The sequence below is a fragment of the Tautonia sociabilis genome (genome assembly GCF_003977685.1).
Classification (GTDB): domain Bacteria; phylum Planctomycetota; class Planctomycetia; order Isosphaerales; family Isosphaeraceae; genus Tautonia; species Tautonia sociabilis.
Genome location: NZ_RYZH01000024.1, coordinates 1 through 17,936, shown reverse-complemented (window position 1 = coordinate 17,936; position 17,936 = coordinate 1). Strand labels below are relative to the sequence as shown.

14 protein-coding genes are annotated in these 17,936 nt (G+C 70.8%); 2 read left to right on the top strand and 12 right to left on the bottom strand.

Features of this window, described 5'->3' with window-relative positions:
• Nucleotides 1-69: 69 nt before the first annotated feature.
• From TsocGM_RS13285 to TsocGM_RS13235, 11 genes are all read right to left on the bottom strand, one after another.
• Nucleotides 70-3,024: a PQQ-dependent sugar dehydrogenase gene (locus tag TsocGM_RS13285; RefSeq protein ID WP_126725895.1), complete on the bottom strand. Its 2,955-nt coding sequence runs from the start codon at nt 3,022-3,024 to the stop codon at nt 70-72.
• Nucleotides 3,025-3,565: 541 nt separating this feature from the next.
• Entirely contained in the window at nt 3,566-4,027 is a 462-nt protein-coding gene (locus TsocGM_RS13280) for a hypothetical protein (RefSeq protein WP_126725893.1), read from the bottom strand.
• Nucleotides 4,028-4,219: 192 nt separating this feature from the next.
• Nucleotides 4,220-4,471 (bottom strand): hypothetical protein, encoded by a 252-nt coding sequence (locus TsocGM_RS13275; protein WP_126725892.1) that lies wholly within the window; start codon nt 4,469-4,471, stop codon nt 4,220-4,222.
• Nucleotides 4,472-4,520: 49 nt separating this feature from the next.
• Complete coding sequence (locus TsocGM_RS13270) at nt 4,521-5,600, bottom strand: DUF420 domain-containing protein (RefSeq protein ID WP_126725890.1); 1,080 nt, start codon at nt 5,598-5,600, stop codon at nt 4,521-4,523.
• A 115-nt stretch (nt 5,601-5,715) separates the two neighbouring features.
• Nucleotides 5,716-6,096 carry a cytochrome C oxidase subunit IV family protein gene (locus tag TsocGM_RS13265; protein WP_126725888.1) on the bottom strand — a complete coding sequence of 127 codons (381 nt, stop codon included), beginning with the start codon at nt 6,094-6,096 and terminating at the stop codon, nt 5,716-5,718.
• Nucleotides 6,097-6,123: 27 nt separating this feature from the next.
• A complete protein-coding gene (locus TsocGM_RS13260) occupies nt 6,124-7,386 on the bottom strand; it encodes a cytochrome c oxidase subunit 3 (RefSeq protein ID WP_126725887.1) in 1,263 nt (420 codons plus the stop codon).
• 70 nt (nt 7,387-7,456) lie between these two features.
• Nucleotides 7,457-8,404: a heme o synthase gene (gene cyoE, locus TsocGM_RS13255; RefSeq protein WP_126725885.1), complete on the bottom strand. Its 948-nt coding sequence runs from the start codon at nt 8,402-8,404 to the stop codon at nt 7,457-7,459.
• The gene (locus TsocGM_RS27055) at nt 8,401-9,564 is read right to left on the bottom strand and encodes a COX15/CtaA family protein (protein ID WP_233578839.1); all 1,164 of its coding nucleotides are present in this window, start codon (nt 9,562-9,564) and stop codon (nt 8,401-8,403) included. Before TsocGM_RS27055 ends, cyoE begins: the two co-directional genes overlap by 4 nt.
• A 129-nt stretch (nt 9,565-9,693) precedes the next feature.
• Entirely contained in the window at nt 9,694-11,508 is a 1,815-nt protein-coding gene (locus tag TsocGM_RS13245) for a cytochrome c oxidase subunit I (protein WP_126726006.1), read from the bottom strand.
• A gap of 74 nt (nt 11,509-11,582) precedes the next feature.
• Nucleotides 11,583-12,794, bottom strand: coding sequence for a cytochrome c oxidase subunit II (locus TsocGM_RS13240; protein ID WP_233578835.1), 1,212 nt, complete (start codon nt 12,792-12,794; stop codon nt 11,583-11,585).
• A 190-nt stretch (nt 12,795-12,984) separates the two neighbouring features.
• Nucleotides 12,985-14,352, bottom strand: a complete 1,368-nt coding sequence (locus tag TsocGM_RS13235) for a c-type cytochrome (RefSeq protein ID WP_233578856.1) — start codon at nt 14,350-14,352, stop codon at nt 12,985-12,987.
• 452 nt (nt 14,353-14,804) lie between these two features.
• On the opposite strand from TsocGM_RS13235, the gene TsocGM_RS13230 reads away from it, so the two are divergent.
• Together TsocGM_RS13230 and TsocGM_RS13225 are read left to right on the top strand one after the other, a co-directional pair.
• Nucleotides 14,805-15,611, top strand: coding sequence for a CPBP family glutamic-type intramembrane protease (locus tag TsocGM_RS13230; protein WP_158633536.1), 807 nt, complete (start codon nt 14,805-14,807; stop codon nt 15,609-15,611).
• A gap of 37 nt (nt 15,612-15,648) precedes the next feature.
• Nucleotides 15,649-16,575 carry a metallophosphoesterase family protein gene (locus TsocGM_RS13225; RefSeq protein WP_233578830.1) on the top strand — a complete coding sequence of 309 codons (927 nt, stop codon included), beginning with the start codon at nt 15,649-15,651 and terminating at the stop codon, nt 16,573-16,575.
• A gap of 189 nt (nt 16,576-16,764) precedes the next feature.
• Here the strand turns inward: TsocGM_RS13225 and TsocGM_RS13220 are convergent, their stop codons facing one another.
• Complete coding sequence (locus TsocGM_RS13220) at nt 16,765-17,220, bottom strand: thioredoxin family protein (RefSeq protein WP_158633535.1); 456 nt, start codon at nt 17,218-17,220, stop codon at nt 16,765-16,767.
• Nucleotides 17,221-17,936: the final 716 nt, after the last annotated feature.

The window sequence follows — 17,936 nt, the reverse complement described above, 5'->3', positions numbered from 1 at the left end:
CCGGCCCCCGGGCCAATCTCCCAGGGGATCGGACTCGGGGGCGACCCCCGGGGGTCGCCCCCAGAGCGATCACCGGAGCGATTCCAGATAGGCGATCAGGTCGGCCGCCTCCTGGGCGGTTAGCCCGGCCAGTTGGCCATCGGGCATCAGCGAGGTTAGCGACGGGCGGAGCTCCTCGACCGAGCCGGCATCGAGCACGATCTCCGCGTTCTGAGCGTCTCGGAGGACCACCGCGTCCTCATCCCTTCGGACGAGCAGGCCGGTGAAGAGCCGGCCGTCGACCGTGGCGACGGCATAAGACGCGAAGGTCGGCTCGATCCGCCGCGAGGGCTCCAGCAGGCTCTCGAGCAATTCGTCTCGCGACCGGGTCGAGCCGATGGCGGAGAGCTCGGGCCCGATCGCCGTGCCCCGGTCGCCGACGCGATGGCACGTGCCGCACTGGACCTCCTGGGACCAGAAGAGCTGTTCCCCTCGGTTGGCATCCCCTTCGAGGGCCAGGATGGCCCGGGGCCGGGGGCTCGACCCGAGGGTCCTCCTCCTCGGGCCGTCGAAGGGGAGGTCCCCCTCGAACAGCTCCCGGATCGGCCCCGCCGTGAGCGCGGCGGCCTCGGCGAGCAGGGCGTCTCGGACCGAGGGATCGAGCGTCCCCCGGCGAAGCTGCCGGGCCAGATGCAGGGCCGATCGGGAGTCGGTGAGGAGCGGGCCCGGCGACCCTCCCGATCGGTCGGCCTCGGCCCGCCCGGCCCCTTCGCCCAGCTCCTCGATCCACCGGGCGACCAGCTCGAGCCCGGCCTCGTCCGGCTGCTCGGAGCCGATGTGGGGCATGCGGTCTCGGCCGAACTTGGCCATGCGGAAGTACAGGGTGCTGGCCAGCGGGTCTCCCGGCGCGATGATCCGGGCGCCGGGCAGGCCGAAGTCGCCCCGGGTGGGGGAAACGCCGATGGCGTTCAACTGGTCATCCGGCACGTTGGCCTGGAGCCGCAGCGGCACGGAACCGCCGCCGTGGTCGGAGTGGCAGTGGCCGCAGTTGGCGTGCAGGTACGATCGGGCCCGAGCGGCGATCGGCTCGGACGGGTCGGACGGGTCGGCCAGGCGGCGCTCGAGCGCGGCGGTCGCGTCGTCGAACGGGGGCAAGGGGCGGTCGTCGTCGTCGGCCCGGCGGAGCATCCCCGAGGCGGTCAGCGCCACGAGCTGGTTCCGGCCGTCGGGCCCGGGGCGGTTCAACTGTTCGGGAAGGAACGCCAGGGCATATTCCGACTGGTTGCTATGACACGACATGCACTGGCCCCGAGCCTGGTACTGCCACACGCGAGCGGGCCCGGCCCAGGGGATCTCGACCTCGGCCCCCTCGGCCGGAACGAGATCGGCGTCCGCCTGGTCGTCTCGCCAGGCGAACGTGTAGGCTCGCCAGTCGATGCCGTCGTAGTGCAGCAGTTGCGTCTCCATCCGACGGCCGTTCAGCGAGAGAGTCCGCAGCAGGACCGCGTCCTTCGGAAAATGCACTCGGAAGTTGTGCCACGAAACCAGGCCGGGGACCGGCTTGCCGTTGGCATAGAGCGTGGCGGAGGACCGGCCGGGGAAGGCGACCCAGTGCTCGGCCGTCGCGCCGTCGAGCCACTGGGGGCTGTTGATGGCGAAGGGGACGACCCCGGGAGCCGGCTGGTGGTCGGCCGTCGAGGCGAACAGCCCGGTCTGCGAGAGCGAGGTCGGGAAGTCGGCGTTCCGGCCCGGGCCGTCGAGCCGGGCCAGGGTGTGGACGGTCCCCTCCTCCTGGTCGAGGAAGTACACCTCGCGGTCGGCGTTCTCGGCGAAGGCGACGAATCGGATCGACGGCCGGGAGAGCTCGGGCATCTCCAGCACGCGGTCCCCCTCGATGCGGGCGGCCCAGAGGCGTCGGGTCTCCCAGTCGCCGAAGAGGTAGGCGCCGACCAGCTCCGGGAACTTCGAGCCCCGGTAGACCAGGCCTCCGGTGACGCTGCAGGCGATCGCGTGCGGCAGCTCGATCAGCGGCGGGTGAATCGGCGTCGGCCCGACCTGGCCCGACTTGATCGGCTGGGGTCCCTCCATGGCCGACCAGCCGTAATTCCCCCCCTTCTCGACCCGGTGGATCGACTCCCAGAGCTCCCATCCCACGTCGCCGACGAACAGCTCTCCCGTCTCTCGGTCGAAGCCCATCCGCCAGGGGTTCCGCAGGCCATAGGCCCACACCTCGGGCCGGGCGCCGTCGAGGCCGACGAACGGGTTGTCCGGGGGAATCGCGTAGTTCCGCCCCGGGTCCTTGCGGTCGACGTCGATGCGGAGGATCGACGAGAGCAGGTCGGAGACGTCCTGGCCGGTGTCGAGCGGGTCGGGCGGGTTGGGGCTGGCGGCGTCTCCCGTGGAGATGTAGAGATATCCATCGGGTCCGAAGTGAAGATCGCCGCCGTTGTGCCCCCCCTGGAGAAACGTGAGGAGGATCTCCTCGGAATCGGGGGCGACCCGGGGCGGGTCGGTGTTCGAGACGGTGAACATCGAGACTCGGCTGCCGTCCTCCAGGTTCAGTTGGCCGGGCTCGGACCCCCGGAGCGTGTAGCAGATGTAGCACCGTCGGTTCCGCTCGAAATCGGGGTGAAAGGCGAGGCCGTACACCGCCTCGACTCCCTCCGCACCGTCGAGCAGGCCGATCGTCCGGACCTCCCTCCCCAGATCGATGAACAGCTCGGCAACGGCGTCCGGTTCGTCGACGAACGAGTACATCGTGCCGGACTGCTCCCCCACGACGAGCCGGTTGCCGCCCGGGATCCGGGTGATGAGCAGCGGGTGCTCGAACCTCAGGTTCGGGAAGGCCCGGACCACCTCGAAGGGGGGAGGCGGATCGGGGGAGCCGACGACCCGGGACCTCGTCCAGGGAACTCGGCCCTCCTCGGAGGGGGCGTCGGCTCCGGCGTCGTCGGCCCGGACCGGGATCGCCAGGGAAGCCGCCCAGAGCCCGAGCATCGCGATGGTCGAGACGCGGCGATCCGCGCCAGTTTGGGATGATGTCATGAAGATCACTCCGGGGGAAGGACCCGTCGGGGGAATCCCCGATCGTCGTCGGCTCGAGATCCGAAGGAGCCGGGAGTGGGACGCTCATTGTATCGTGCCCCTCCCCTCGTCCGAGAGCCTCTCCCCCGGGGAGTTTTGGCAAGGGGGTCCAGGGCGGGCGTCTCTCCTCCTCGGCGAAGCCGGGGGCGCTCGCTGGCCGGCGGCACCGGACCGATCAAGCCAGGGGCTCCTCCCCCTCGGACGCCTTCCCGATGAGCCGGAACAGCTCCTCCACCCATTCGGGACCCGGTCGGGTCCGATCGGGTCTCGGGGACCGCTCGGCGTGCTCCAGGGAGAGCACCAGGGGGACCCACATCGATCCCCCAGTCAACTGCCGGAGGGCCCCGGAGAGCCGGAGGGGAATCGCGACCCGGTCGATGACCTCCTCGGCGGGAGCCCGGCAGTGCTCGGCAGGAGACGTGACGAGATACTCCCGGCGGACGAGCGGCCGATCAGGATGGATCGAGCAGGACTCGTCTTCCAGGAACGGGCAAGGAATGCCCTAATCAAAATAGTCCAATGCGAATCGCTTACAATCCGCCACCGGCACCGCCCCGGGGTCGCGCATCGCCTCCAGCAGCCCCGCCTCGCCGAGCCGGCGAATCGCCTCCGTAAACCGATCGCGGACCTCCGACCGCCTCGGCTTGGGCAGCGACGCGACGAGCTCCCGGAGCTGGTGCGCCTCCAGCGGGGAGATCGGCACGAGTTGTCGACAGCAGGCCCCGCAGCCCTTCGCGCAGGAGATCGCCTTGCCGGAGCGCTCGACCGCCTCCTCGGCGACCCGCTCGGCAATCTCCTCCAGTCCCCGGGCGATCGGCAGCAGCACCTCGGGCCCGACCGTCCCCGACGGCACCGACAGCGTGAAGGCCACCTCCGCCCCCCCGACCTTGATGCCGACTCGGGCCGACACCTCCCCCGCCGGGCTCCCCGTCTCCTCCGGTTGCTCGCCGAGATCGTCCGGCATCGCCCGCCTCCCTCCGTCGGCCCTGCCGATGGGATCCCCTGCTCCGACGCCCCGGGCCGAATCTCCCGCGCCGTCCCCGACCGCCTCGGTGCCTGCCGGCCGACCTCATCGGAGAGATCCGCCGGTCGAATCGGGCGGCAGACCGACCGGCTCGGGAGGATGCCTGCTCGGGGGCGAGGGCTCGGACGGCGATCACAACTGCGGGATGCCGCCCTTCCTCGCCAGCCGGACCACCGCCACCGTCCCCGAGCCGAACAGCACGAACGGCACGGCGATCATCAGCAGGATGCTCCTCGAGTAGCCGGCTGACACATCCCCGGCGCCGCCGGGGTCCTGGGCCGCCAGGGCGTCCTTGCAGTTGGGGCAGGCCGGAGCGGATGGGGAGAGGCCGAGGCACAGCGCCCCGGCCAGCACGGCGGTCAGGAGCCAGGTCGAGGGTCGCATCGCGGGCTCCGGGAAGAGGGTCGAGGGATCGGGAAGGCCCCGGCTCAAGTCAAGGCCCGGCCGCGGCGATCGCCGCCGAGGAAAAGTCGAGCCGATAGAGCATCAGGTAGATCACCACTCCGGTGATCGAGACGTACAGCCAGATCGGGAACGTGACCTGGGCGATCACCCGGTGCCGGTCGAACCGCTTGCGGAGGGCTCGGATCACCGTCACCAGGATCATGGGGACCATCGCGATCGCCAGCACGGTGTGCGACAGCAGGATCGAGAAGTACACCGGCCGAGCGAGGCCGACGCCGGGGAACTTCACGCTCCCCACCTGGGCATGATAGACGAGGTAGCAGGCCAGAAACAGCGCCGAGACGGCCAGCGCCGTCACCTGGGCGATCGTGTGGGCCTTCACCTGCTTCGCCCGGATGAAGAACCAGCCGAGCAGCAGCAGCACGGCGCCGGAGCCGTTGAGCGTCGCGTTCAGGGCCGGCAGCGCCCGGGCCCAGGCCGGGGCGGAGAGCACGGCGATCCGCTCCCGGAGGCGGGCCATGCCCAGCTCGTCGCCGATGTCGAACAGGCCGACGACCGTGTTGCCCCGGTCGACCAGGGCCAGCTTCGTACTGTGCAGGATCGCCTCGGAACCGGAGGAGCGGTCCTCCTCGGTCGCCTCGGCGACGCTCTGGATGAAGCCGCGCTGGATCAGCTCGTAGGTCGCCCCCCGATCTCCGGTGAGGAACCACCAGCGGTTGGGATCGGCCCGGTACCGGCGGGCGAAGTCGGTAAGGACCTCGGGGGTGTCGTACTCGGGGTCGACGGTGATGCTCACGAGCTTCACGGAACGGCCCCGGGGCAGCTCCTCCTGGAGCCTTGCCATCTCGGCCGAGATCCGGGGGCAGCTCGACGGGCATCGGCTGAAGACGAAGGCGGCCACCCAGACCGAATCGGCCAGATCCTCCTCCGTCACCTCGGCGCCGGAGCGTTCGACGAACCGGAACGGGCCCAGCGCCCTCGACGCCGGGCCGAGGTCGTAGCCGGCTCGGATCGGCGGGTTCGGTTCGGTGAGGGCGAAACACACGATCGAGGCGACGGCGACCGCCGCCACCACGATGCCGATGCCGATGCGGTAGGAGCGACTCACGGCGGGACGCTCGCCCCGTCGGGCGAGCCCAGGTGGGGACGAGGGCGGTTGGGCGGGTGCGGGGTGCTCGCTCCCCCGGGACGATCGACTCCCGGGAAAGGGAACGGGGGGAGGCTCAGGGTTCTTCCCCGGCACTGGCAACGTGATCCGGGGGGGCCCCGGCGCGGTCGTCTTGCCGGTAGGCCAGGTCGGGGACCAGGCCGAGGACCGTCACCGAGGCGAGGAAGGTCGTGGGCACCAGCACCAGGTATTTCCACCTCCCCTCGAACAGCAGGTGCATGAAGAACAGGCCGACCAGGCCCGCCTTGATCACCGCCAGCACCAGCAGCCCTCCGATCAGCAGCGCGGCTGGGGCGTCGGTCAGCAGCCGGGCGTACAGGTACTCGGCCACGGTCAGCGCCAGCAGCGCCAGGAACACGCGCAGGTACGCCTTCACGTGCGACGAGTGCTCTCGATGGGCGACGACCACGGTCGTCGGGGTCCCGGTCGGGTCCATGCGCGTGTCTCCTCCGATGGGTCCCGGTCAGATCAGGTAGACGACCGTGAACAGGATGATCCACACCAGGTCGACGAAGTGCCAGTACAGGCCGGCCAGCTCCACGACCGCGTGGCTCTCCTTCGAGTAGCCCCCGAACAGCGACCGCAGCCAGATGAGCGTCAGCGCGAGCACTCCTCCGGTCACGTGCGCCCCGTGGAAGCCGGTCATCGTGAAGAAGCTGGACGCGAACAGCGACGACGACGGCCGGAAATGCCCCGAGGCCCCGACGCCGACCGAGTAGCGATGCCCCAGCTCGATCGGCCCGATGTCGGCCTGGTAAAGTGCCTCGTCGAGCCGGAGGGCCGTCGTCACCGGCCCGATCGCCTCGAGGAACTCGGCGTCGAGATCGGCGGTGAGCCCGAGAATCGACACGACCTCGTAGCACGCCACCAGCACCAGCGAGAGCAGGACCACCGCGGCCGTCCGCCCCTCGGTCTTCCTCGCTTGCAGGAGGGCGAGGAGGAGCAGGGCCGCCAGCGGCACCGCCACGGCGACGTGCCAGCCCGAGACGGCGACCGAGCACTCGATCGTCGGCCCGATGAGCTGGATGTACTCGTAAACCTGGATGCCCAGGAACGTCGAGCCAATCAGGATCGTCGCCAGCAGCCAGAGCGACAGCCGGAGCGTGTCTCCCCGCTGGATCGCGGCCAGGGCGAGGACCATCGTGACCGACGAGCAGATGAGGATGAACGTGTTCAGCGCCGTCAGGTCGATGCTTAGCGGGTTGACCAGCCCGTTGTACGGCGGCGGCCAGGCGAACGATTCCAGGCCCCGCACCTCGACCGAGGCGCCGGCCTCGGCCAGCCGTTGCCGCCAGCCCTCCACGTCGCTCGGCTCGTAGGGGGAGTCGACCAGGACGACCGCCTCGCCGATCTCCCCGGCCGTTTCAACGAAGCGATCGGCCTCCTCGGCCGGCAGGCCTCCCGCCTCGGCGACCAGCGCGGCGACCTTGTCCGGGTCCTCGCCGGGATCGAGCAGGACGAGGCCGACAGCGCCCGCTCGGCTGGCCAGGTCGGTCCCCGGCGGGAACAGGTTGCTGTACGACCCCGGCGGGCTGCCGGCCCTCAAGACGACATATGAGCCGATCAGGCCGGTGAAGAACATCACCTCCGTGGCCAGAAACAGCCACATCGCCACCTTGCCCGGCGTGGCCGGCGGCGTGTCTCGGCCCGGGGCGCCCGAGGGGGCATGGTCGTGGTCGTGCGGCTCGCCGGTCGGCTCCTCGCCGAAGGGGGGTGTCTCGGCCATGTCGGCTCCAGGACGATCGTTCGCTCCGAGGCCAGAGGTCGGACCCGGCCCGGGTCAGGCCCGGCCCGAGTCAGGCCGGCAGCGGGTTGAGCAACAGCAGCAGCAAGACGGCGGGCAGGTAGAGGAACGACGCCCCGAGCAGCCGACGAGCGGTCGCGTCGCTGACATCGTGCCAGAACCTCAAGGCCCCGGCCAGGTAGTAAAGCCCCAGCCCCAGTGCCCCCAGGAAGTAGACCGGCCCCGCCAGGCCGATCGCCACCGGCAGCAGGCCCACCGGCACCAGCACCAGCGCGTGACCGGCCGCTTGCCGGCCCGTCAGCACGCCAAGCGGATCGACCGAGGGGAGCATCCGGTGGCCCCCCCTCGCGTAGTCCTCCCGGTGGATCCAGGCGATCGCCAGGAAGTGCGGGAACTGCCAGAGGAAGACGATCAGGAACAGGGCCCACGCCTCGATCCCGAGCCCCCCCGTGGCCGCCGCCCAGCCGATCACCGGAGGAAGGGCCCCCGGCACGGCGCCGACGGCCGTGTTCAGCGTCGTCACCGGCTTGAGCCAGGTGTACACGAAGGCATAGAGCACGAACGTCAGCGCCGCCACCGCCGCCGCGACCGGGTGCGGTCCCGCCAGCAGCAGAGCCAGCCCGGCCACCCCCAGCGCCGAGCCGTAGATGGCCGCCTTCCACACCGCCACCCGGCCGCTGGGGAGCGGCCGTCGGGCCGTCCTCCGCATCCGGGCGTCCCGGGAGCATTCGAGCACCTGGTTCCAGACGCTCCCGCTGGCCGCCACCAGGCCCGTGCCCAGCAGGGCCGCCGCCAGGTACAGCGGGTTGGCCGAGCCCCGGGCGCCGAGCAAGTAGCCGACGCTCACCGTCACCAGCACCAGGGCGACGATCTTCGGTTTGGTCAGCGCCACGTAGTCCTCGAGCCATCCGGCGCGACCGCCGGCGCCTTCGAGCCGGTCGACGGGGACGGAGAGGGCCTGGGCCTCGGCGGCAGTCAGGGGGGGGGCCGTCGTGTTCATCGGGTCGCGGCCTCCAGATCGAGGGGGGCGGGGCCGGTCGGAAGGGAAGGGGTCGGGAAGGGGGCCGGGGCTCCCCGGCTCGATCCGAAGTGCCGGGCCGCCCGCAACGCCAGCACGGTCGACGCCGCCAGCAGCAAGGCTCCGTTCGCCTGGTGGGCGGTCCTCACCACGGCCTGGCCCCGCGACACGGCTCGGGGGATGCCGTCGAACGGGCGGAGCACCCACCACGACGCGATCCCCAGCGCGACCTGCACGATCACCAGGGCGAGCATCGCTCTCGCCGAAGGCGCCAGCGCCGGCCAGGCCCTCCGGCCCGCCAGCACCAGCCCCGAAACCACGGCCACCGCCCCCAGCACGATGACCGCCAGCGAGCTATGGATCACCAGCCCCAGGCTCCGGTGCCTCAGCAGCGCTCCCGCGACAATCTGCCCGTAAACGAGGATCGCCAGGGCCGGCGCCCACCACCTCAGGCCGAGCCGGTCGGACACCCTCGGGACCGCCGAGGACCACCCCCGGCCGGTGATCACGCACAGGGCCACGAGCAAGGCGAAGAACGCCTGCCCCGTGCAGCCGTGGATCGCCGCCAGGTCGACCGAGTTCAGCCGGACTCGGTACCCCCCCAGGGCCCCCTGGATGATCACCGCCGTCAGCGCCAGCCAGCCGAGCGCCGGCATCCCCTGCCGCTGGCCGACCGCGAACCAGAGCGACAGCAAGGAGCCGACCACCCCCAGCGCCACGATCCCCGACAGGAACGGCCCCAGCCCGGTCGACGCCGCCAGCACCGCCCCGAGGGCGACCGCCGCCAGCACCGCCCCGATCGCCGACCGCCACGCCCGCCAGCCGGCCGTCGCGGTGAACCAGAACGCCAGCGCGATGCAGCCGAGCCCCGAGAGCGTGCCCAGCAGCCGATGCGAGTGCTCGACGTACACGCCCCAGGGGGCCGTCCAGAACTTGTACACGAACATGTTGATGCCGAACGTCGTCGGCCAGTCGGGCACAGCCATGCCGACCCGGTAGGTTGTCACCAGCCCGCCGACGAACAGCAGGGGCCAGGTCACGGCCGAGGCCAGCAGGGCCACCCGGTGCGGCCCCGGCCGGTACCGGCTCGGAGAGCCGGCCGGGGAGGCCTCGGTGCGAGGGGGAGCGTCCGTGTCGGTCATCGCGAATGGGCCGGTGGTTGGTCGGCCGGGCCCGAGCGACGGGGCGGCCGACGGACGGTTGGATTGGATCGGATCGGATCGGATCGGATCGGCTCGGCTCGGCTCGGCTCGAGTCGAATCGGAGGAACGTCACGCCATGATGTGATCGAGCGGCTCGGCCCGGGGAGGCCGGGGCTCGGTCTGCGGCAGGTAGTCCGACTCGGCCTCGGGCAGGCTGTACTCGTACGCCGGGTGGTAGACCGTCGGGATCCGCTCGAAGTTGTAGTGCGGCGGCGGCGAGCCCGTCTGCCACTCCAGCGTGTTCGCCCGCCACGGGTTGGCGCCCGCCTTCCTCCCGGCGACGAGGCTCGCGACAAAATTCGAGACGAGGATCAGCTGCGACAACCCGAGGCCGATGGCGCACACCGTCATGAGCTGGTTCAGGCCGATGACCGCCTCGTTGTTGAACAGCTCGAACCCCGTGTAGTCGGCATACCTCCTCGGCTGGGCGTGCATCCCGACGATGTGCATCGGGAAGAACGTCCCGTTGAAGAACACGAACGACAGGGCGAAGTGAATCTTCCCCAGCGTCTCGTTCATCATCCGGCCGAACATTTTCGGGAACCAGTAGTACAGCGCCGCGAAGATCCCGAACGAGCTGCCGCCGAAGAGCACGTAGTGAATGTGGGCGACGATGAAATACGTGTCGTGAATGTGGATATCCGTTGGCGTCGCCGCCATGAAGATCCCCGACAGCCCTCCGATGACGAACATCGCCACGAAGGCCACCGCGTTGAGCATCGCCGCCGTGAAGTGGATGCTTCCGCCCCACATCGTCCCCAGCCAGTTGAACGTCTTGATCGCCGAGGGCAGCGCGATCATCATCGTCGAGAGCATGAATGTCGCCCCCAGGGCCGGGTTCATGCCCGACTGGAACATGTGGTGCCCCCACACGATGAACCCCAGCAGCGCGATCGCCCCGATGGCGAACACCATCGGCTTGTAGCCGAACAGCGGCTTGCGGCTGAACGTCGAGATCACGTCCGAGACAATCCCCATCGCCGGCAGAATCATGATGTAGACCGCCGGGTGGCTGTAGAACCAGAACAAGTGCTGCCAGAGCAGCGGGTGCCCGCCCCCCACCTCTTCCGGTCCGTTCGCCACCGACAGGCCGGTCGGCGAGAAGAAGTTCGTCCCCGCCACCCGGTCGAGCAGTTGCATCACCAGCGCCGAGGTCAGAACCGGCAGCGCGAAGGCCTGCAACAGCGCCGTGATGAACAGCCCCCAGACCGTCATCGGCAGCCGGAAGAGCGTCATGCCCGGCGCCCGGAGCATCAGCACCGTCGTGATGTAGTTGATCGACCCCATCATCGACGAGATGCCCGCGAACAGCAGCGCCATCAGCCAGATCGTCTGCCCGTTGAGCGAGCCCGGCGTCGACCACTCCGCGGTTGACAGCGGCGGGTAGCCGGTCCAGCCCGCCTCCGACGCCCCGCCGGGCACGAAGAACGAGAAGACGATCAGCACGAACGCCGGCCACATGAACCAGTACGAGAGCATGTTCAGCGTCGGGAACGCCATGTCCCGAGCGCCGATCATCAGCGGGATCAGGAAGTTGCCGAACGCCCCCAGCAGGATCGGGATGATCACGAAGAAGATCATGATCGTCCCGTGCATCGTCACCAGCTTGTTGTAGAACTCCGGAGGCATCTGCCCGGCCGAGGAGTCCCACAGGGCGCTGAGGTGCGGCAGATCGCTCCAGGGCCAGGCCAGCTGCCACCGGATCGCCAGCGCCAGCAGGCCGCCGACAACGAAGAAGATCAGCCCCGAGAACAGGAACTGGATGCCGATGACCTTGTGGTCGGTCGAGAAGATGTAGCGGAACAGCGGGTTTCGCGGCGCCGGGTGGATGTGCTCGTCGTGCCCGGGGGCGTGGCCGCTGGTCGGGATGGTCCCGGGCGCCATGCCGGTGTCCGGCCCGGCGAGGTCGGGGCCTTGGGCGGGCGCGTCGTGGTGGGGCTCGCTGCTCATCGGCTCTCTCACTCCACTCCGGGGCCGGGGGGGACGGCGGCGGCGGCAACGCCGTCGGGGTCCGAGGCCGGGGGCGGCGGGTAATCCTGCTCCTCGAGCGACCGCGCCAGCCACTCGTCGAACTCGTCCTGCGTCTCGTGCACGGTGACCTGCGCCCGCATCTTGTAATGGCCCCAGCCGCACAGCTCGGCGCAGAGCAGCTCGAACCGCCCGGCCTTGTCCGCGTCGAACAGCACGGGGATGTCCATGCCCGGCACCGCGTCCTGCTTGATCCGCAACTGGGGCAGGAAAAATGAGTGCAGCACGTCGTCCGACTTCAGCCGGATGATCGTCGGCTGGCCCTTGACGAAGTGCAGGTCGTTGACCGTGTGCAGGTCGTCTCCGGTCCCGATCTGGCCGTCCGGGCCCGGGTAGCGGATGGTCCACTGGAACTGCCGGGCCGTCACCTCGGCCAGGGGAGCCACATCGGGGTAGGAGCTCTTGAACTTGATGTCCGCCCACGCCCGCAACTGATACAGCGCCAGGAACACCAGGATCGCCCCCGGGATCACCGTCCAGGCGATCTCCACCTTCAGGCTCCCGTGCGAGTAGACCGCCTTCCGTCCCGGCTTCGCTCCGAACCGCCAGAGGGCGACCACCATCGCCCCCATCACCCCGACGAACGTCAGCCCGGTGATCACCAGGATCAGGACGTACAGGTGGTCGATCTGCCTCGCGGCCGACGAGATGGGCGCCCGGAGCGATCCTCCTGGTTCCGACACCGAGGCGATCGCCGCCTCGGCCCGCTCCCGAAGCCCTTCCAGCGCCCCGACCGCCTCCTCGACCGCCGCCGGGGCCGGGCCGATCCCCAGCGCCTCCCGGGCCGAGGCCACCGCCTCGGAGGCGAGGGCCGCCCGGCTCTGAAGCTCCCGGGACCGTTCCGACAGGAATCCCTGATCGGCCATCATCCCCAGCCGAACCGCTTGCCGGGCCAGCCACCGCCGGCCGCTGTCGAGTCCCTCGAGCTGCTCGGCCGAGGCCGGGCCCCCGAGGTCCCGCATCGCCTCGACCTCCCCGGCCAGGGCCCCGGACCTCGCGTCGATCTCCTCCAGCGTCGCCATCGCCTCGGCGTTGGTCGCGCGGTAGCTGGGCAGCCACCAGTCCTCGTCGAACGGGGCGTAGACGAACGCCGCGGTCGCGATCACGGCGGTCAGTCCGAACAGCAGGCTCCACGCTTTCACGACGGTGCTCCCGAGGACTGGGGCGATCCGGGATGATCGGTCCGGTCGGCCGGCAAGGCAGGGATGGCGAGGGCCGGGCCCGGGCGCCCGGCGGGAGAGGCCATCGTCCGGATCGGCCTCCGGGCTCGTCTTGTGCGGACAGCGGTTCGAGGTCGGTGGTTGGCCGACCCGGCTCGTCCCGAGGGCCGGCTCATCGGGACGCCGTGGCCGCCGAACCGGCCGTGGCCCCCGACCCCGGCCCCGCCGCCGCTGTCGCCGCCGCCGCCGACCCGGTCGGGCGCCGGGCCCGGTCGGGCCGCAACAGCTCCGGCTGCTGGGGAAGGGCAAGGACGAAGTTCACCAGGTGCCACAGGTCGTCCGGGTCTCGCAGGGTCGTCACGTGCGCCGGCATCGGCGTGCCGGTGATGCCGGTGGCGATCCGCCAGTACAGGTCGATCGGCCGGCGGCCCCCCTTGTACACCCCCCGGTTCAGGTCGGCCGGGCGGAGCGGGTCGCCCCAGTCGTCCCCCCAGCGACGCTGACGCTGCTCGGCGATCTCCCGGAGTTTCTCCAGCGCGCCGCGGTCGGTCGGATCGTGGTTTTCCAGGAAGACGTACCGATTGAACGTCTCCGGGTCGATCCAGCTGTTCCCGTCTCCCTTGCCGCTGGCGCCGTGGCAGCCGACGCATTCGAGCTTCACGTCGGCCGAGGTGCCCAGGAACAGGTCCCTCCCCCGGGCGATGCTCTCCGGAGTGCTCGCCACCCGGGGAGAGAGCGGTTGCACCACCGCCCCCGGGTCCATCGCGTCCCGCCAGTTGGGGAAGATCACGCCCTGGGCCAGGTCCTCGGCGATCAGCCGGAGCTCCTCCATCCCCTCCTCGCCGGCGAGGTCCTCATCGGCGAAGAACGAGGCCTCCTCGATCAGGGCTCGCTCCACTTCCCCCCGCAGGCTCAGGAAGATGACGTAGTCGATCAGCTGCTCGATCTCGATCGGCTCCAACTGGGCGCGGAAGGCCGGCATCGAGGTGCCGTCGATCCCGTTGGAGATCGTCCGCCGCAGGTCGTCCCGGGTCGGCTTCTTGCCGTAGTCGGTGGAGGTGAACTTGTAGAGGCCGCGGCGGTAGTCTCGGGGGCGGGGGTAGAGGAACGGGGCGGTCGGCCCCTGCCCGTCGCCGGACACGCCGTGGCAGTGCAGGCAGTGGCGGTGGTAGAGGGCCTGGCCCCCTTCCAGACGCACCGGCTGCTCCGCTCCCGGCGGCCGGTAGGTCACCGGCACGACCTGATCGGAGCCCGGTTCCCGCACCAGGCCGGCCAGCCGTCGCCCTCCCCTCGGCAGCCCGGTCCCCTCCGGCACCTTCAGGAGAGCGGGGGAGGGGCCGAACATCTCGTCGACGATCGTCTCGATCGCCCGCCGGCTGTTCGGCTTCTCGGCGAACTCCTCGCCCGAAAGCCGGGCGTCGTGCGAGAACAGCACCGGCTCCGGTTCCGAGCACCCCGCCAGGGCGATCGCCCCGATTCCGACGGTGAGGAGGCCGAGCCAACGCTGTCGATGCTGCCGTCGATGCCGCCAGGCGCCCATCACGCGCGATCCCTCCCCGAGGGCCGCTCCCGGGATCGGGCGACGAGCTCCTCGCGGGGGCCCGTCGTCGTCGGCGAGGCCGCTCGACGTCCAACGCGGAGACCCGTGCCGATCATGGAACGGAGGTGATTCGATGCTTCGGGCGGAAGGTGGTGGGTCGCTTCGTGGGGTGCGAGGCCGATCGCGGGGCGGGCCGCCCGAGTCCCGAGGTTCCATCCTATCGGCCCCCGGGAGGCGGCTCAAGGCCCGATCGGATTTCGGCCAGTTCAATCCGTTCAACCATTTCGGCATCACCGACCCGATCCTCCCCTCCCTCCCCTTCCCGGCTCAGTCCCGGCCCCGGGAGGGCCGATCCATCTCCTGGGACGAGTGCATCCGATCCCCGACGAGTCCCCCGAGGACCCTGCTCTCCCATGCGGCCTCCTCTCGATCCTCCCCCCGGCCGATCCCCAATGCCTCCCCCCTCGCGAACCAACCGCCGTCCCGCGCCCGAGCCGGCCCCGGCCTCCTCCTCCTCCCGCCCCCGCCTCCCGGACGGCTACTGGTCGGCCAGTCGGGGGGCCTCGGCCGCCCTCCTGATCGTCCTTCCTCTGCTGGCCGGCTACGAGGGCGGCCTCGCGAGCCTCGGCGGGGATCCCGCCCTCCGCACCGGCGTCGACTCCTGGATCCAGCAGGCCATTCCCCCCCAGTGGGGGCTCCCCGCCTGGGCCCCTTCGCTGACGATCGCCCTGGCCCTGGTCTGCTGGCGAGTCGCGGAGCCGGGCCGGTTCCGACCGCGATGGCTCCCCGTGGCGGCCGTCGAGAGCACCCTGCTGGGCGCCGGCCTGCTCGGGCTGTATCTCCTCTTCGACCGCTGGCTGGCCGGGCTCGGCGGCCTGGTCTACCTCCGGGCCGACTCCTGGCCCTCGGGCCTGCCGATCGACCCCTCCCGGGCGATCGGCCTCGTCGGCGCCGGCATCTTCGAGGAGGCGGCCTTCCGGCTCGGCCTGCTCGGCCTGCTCTACGCCGCCCTGCGGGTCCTGCACGTGCCGAACGCCCTGGCCACGGCGATGGCCGCCAGCGGCTCGGCCCTGGCGTTCTCGCTGGCGCACCACGTCCACGAGCCCCCCGGCGACTTCGCCCCGTCGGTCTTCCTCTTCCGCTGGCTGGCCGGGGTCTACTTCGCCTGGGTGTTCATCCTCCGGGGATTCGGCATCGCCGTCGGCACGCATGTCGCATACGATCTGCTCGTCGCGGCCTACCCCTGGCCCGACCGTTGATCCCTCTCCCGTCCGATCCCCCGGATCCCGGGACGTGATGCCTCGCCGGGCCCTCGCCGTGAAGATCGTCCATCTGTCCGACATCCACATCTGGCGCTACTCGTTCAACCCGATCCGGCTCTGGGGCAAGCGCGCCGTCGGCATGGCCGAGCTCGTCGCCGGCCGCGCCTCCCGGTTCCGCCTCGAGCGGCTGGCCGAGGTCGTCGACCGCGTCCGTTCCCTCAACGCCGACCACCTGCTCATCACCGGAGATCTGACCACCACCGCCCTCCGACGCGAGTTCGACCAGGCCCGGTCTGCCCTCTCCCCCCTGCTCTCCGACCCCGACCGCGTCTCCATCCTCCCCGGCAACCACGACCGCTACACCACGCACTCGGTGCGCACCCGGGCCTTCGAGCGCGTCTTCGGCCCCTTCGCCCCGGCGACCTCCTTCCCCTGGCTCCGCCGCCTCGACTCCCGCACGGCGATCCTCGGCCTGGATGCCACCCGCTCCCACCTCTCCGCCACCGGGCGCCTCCCCGAGCCCCAGCTCCTCCTGGCCCGGCAGTGGCTCGCATCTCCCGAGCGCCGCCCCCCCCGGCTGATCGTCGCCTGCCACTACCCCGTCGCCGCGCCGGAACCCTACCGCGGCGAACTCCACCGAAAGCGCCTGGTCAACGCCGATCTCGTCTCCGACTGGCTCCGACAGCTCGGGCCCCACCTCTACTGCTGCGGCCACGTCCACGCCGCCTGGGCCTTCCGGCCCGATTCCCTGCCCAACCAGCTCTGCCTCAACGCCGGCGCCCCCCTGCTCCGCGACCCCACCGGCCGCCGCCCCCCCGGCTTCCTCGAGCTCGACCTGTCCGAGCAGTCCGTCTCCGTCTTCCACCACGCCTGGACCGGCTCCGACTGGTCTGTCATGCCCCTCGTCGTCGACCTCCGCCTCTTCGCCCCCCCCTCCGAATCCCCCTCCTCCCCCCGCTGACGCCGTCTCACTCCAAGCGGCGAGCGCCCGGGGTTCGGGTGCCTCGGGGTCCGTCCGCGGAACCCGAGCGGTCGGGGCCCCGGCACGGGGGGAAGACAACCCGGGGCTCCCGGCGGGGGAGTGAGCCGCTGAACCGACGGTGGCGGCGGAGCCCAGCGTCCCTCGGCGGGGAACCACTCGCGACCCGACTTACCGCCGCATCCCCTTGATCCCCTTGGCCAGCAGCGCCTGCGTCTGCCCGGCGTCGAGGAATCCCATCGTCCTCGTCACCACTCGCCCCTCCGGGTCGAGGATCACGAGCGTCGGGTATCCCCAGACGCGCAGCGACCGCACCAGTCCGGCGTTGGCCGGCGCCGTCCCGTCGAGCCGGACGGGGACGAACAGCCGGTTCAGCGTGGCGACGACGTTCGGGTCCCGGAACGTCTCGACATCCATCCGGTGGCACGGAGCGCACCCCTCGAAGCCCAGGTCGAGGAAGACCGGCTTCCCCGTCTCGGCCGCCTCCTGGAGGGCGGCGTGGTAATCCGGCCGCCACTGCACGGCGGCCGGGGCCGGGGCCGGAACCTGGGCCCGGGCCGCCTCCCCGAGGGCCAGCAGCGACGCGACGGTGACGGTGACGGCGAGTGCGAGGCTCGATCGGAACACGGGACGGACCTCCCATCGACCTGGTTCGATCCGGCGAGCGGGCCAGTCCCGCTCGCCTCGGAGGGAATCGGACCCGATCCGCCCGGTCCGACCCGAGCGGGGGAGCCTCCCCGTCGCTCCCGGTCCCGGGCGCGATCGGCAATCGCCCTCCTCCAATCATCGGGCGGTCCCCCTCCTCCGATCTCCCCTGCTCCCCCCCGATCCTCCGATCCCCCCCGCCCCGGCCCTCCCAGGCCGATCAGCCCCGCCCCCCTCTCCCCTCGATTCCGTTCACCGTCCCCCCGTCCCTCGGCGATCATCCCCACAGGGAGCCCTCGTCCCTCTTGCCCGATCGAGAGGTCCAACCGCCTCTCCCGGCCCCGTTCTTTGGAAAGCCAAAAAGCCATCGAACCGTTTGTCCGGGATCTGCGCACTCTGTTTTTTGGCGCCGCCACTTTGTTTTTTTGCGTCTCAACTCTGCTTTTTTCCGTTCGACTCTGATTTTTCGTCTTCCCAAAATCCGGTCCGGCCACGCCCGACGATCCTCCCGGCCCCGCATCCTCTCGGTCCCCCGAACGACGGCTCGATCCGTCCCGCTGCGCGGAGCGAAGGCTCTGTCGCAAAGAGAGCCGAAATGGGGGTGGGCCCGGTTGACAGTTTCGATGGAAGGGGAGGCACCTTCGTGGTGGACTGGGTCACAGCGACAATCGCCAGCACCCCGAAGGGCCCCCCCGATG

Coding starts and splice junctions, on each gene's coding strand:
- TsocGM_RS13285 (WP_126725895.1), bottom strand. CDS start 3,024: ATGACATCATCCCAAACTGGCGCGGATCGCCGCGTCTCGACCATCGCG.
- TsocGM_RS13280 (WP_126725893.1), bottom strand. CDS start 4,027: ATGCCGGACGATCTCGGCGAGCAACCGGAGGAGACGGGGAGCCCGGCG.
- TsocGM_RS13275 (WP_126725892.1), bottom strand. CDS start 4,471: ATGCGACCCTCGACCTGGCTCCTGACCGCCGTGCTGGCCGGGGCGCTG.
- TsocGM_RS13265 (WP_126725888.1), bottom strand. CDS start 6,096: ATGGACCCGACCGGGACCCCGACGACCGTGGTCGTCGCCCATCGAGAG.
- TsocGM_RS13260 (WP_126725887.1), bottom strand. CDS start 7,386: ATGGCCGAGACACCCCCCTTCGGCGAGGAGCCGACCGGCGAGCCGCAC.
- cyoE (WP_126725885.1), bottom strand. CDS start 8,404: ATGAACACGACGGCCCCCCCCCTGACTGCCGCCGAGGCCCAGGCCCTC.
- TsocGM_RS27055 (WP_233578839.1), bottom strand. CDS start 9,564: ATGACCGACACGGACGCTCCCCCTCGCACCGAGGCCTCCCCGGCCGGC.
- TsocGM_RS13245 (WP_126726006.1), bottom strand. CDS start 11,508: ATGGCGCCCGGGACCATCCCGACCAGCGGCCACGCCCCCGGGCACGAC.
- TsocGM_RS13235 (WP_233578856.1), bottom strand. CDS start 14,352: ATGGGCGCCTGGCGGCATCGACGGCAGCATCGACAGCGTTGGCTCGGC.
- TsocGM_RS13230 (WP_158633536.1), top strand. CDS start 14,805: ATGCCTCCCCCCTCGCGAACCAACCGCCGTCCCGCGCCCGAGCCGGCC.
- TsocGM_RS13225 (WP_233578830.1), top strand. CDS start 15,649: ATGCCTCGCCGGGCCCTCGCCGTGAAGATCGTCCATCTGTCCGACATC.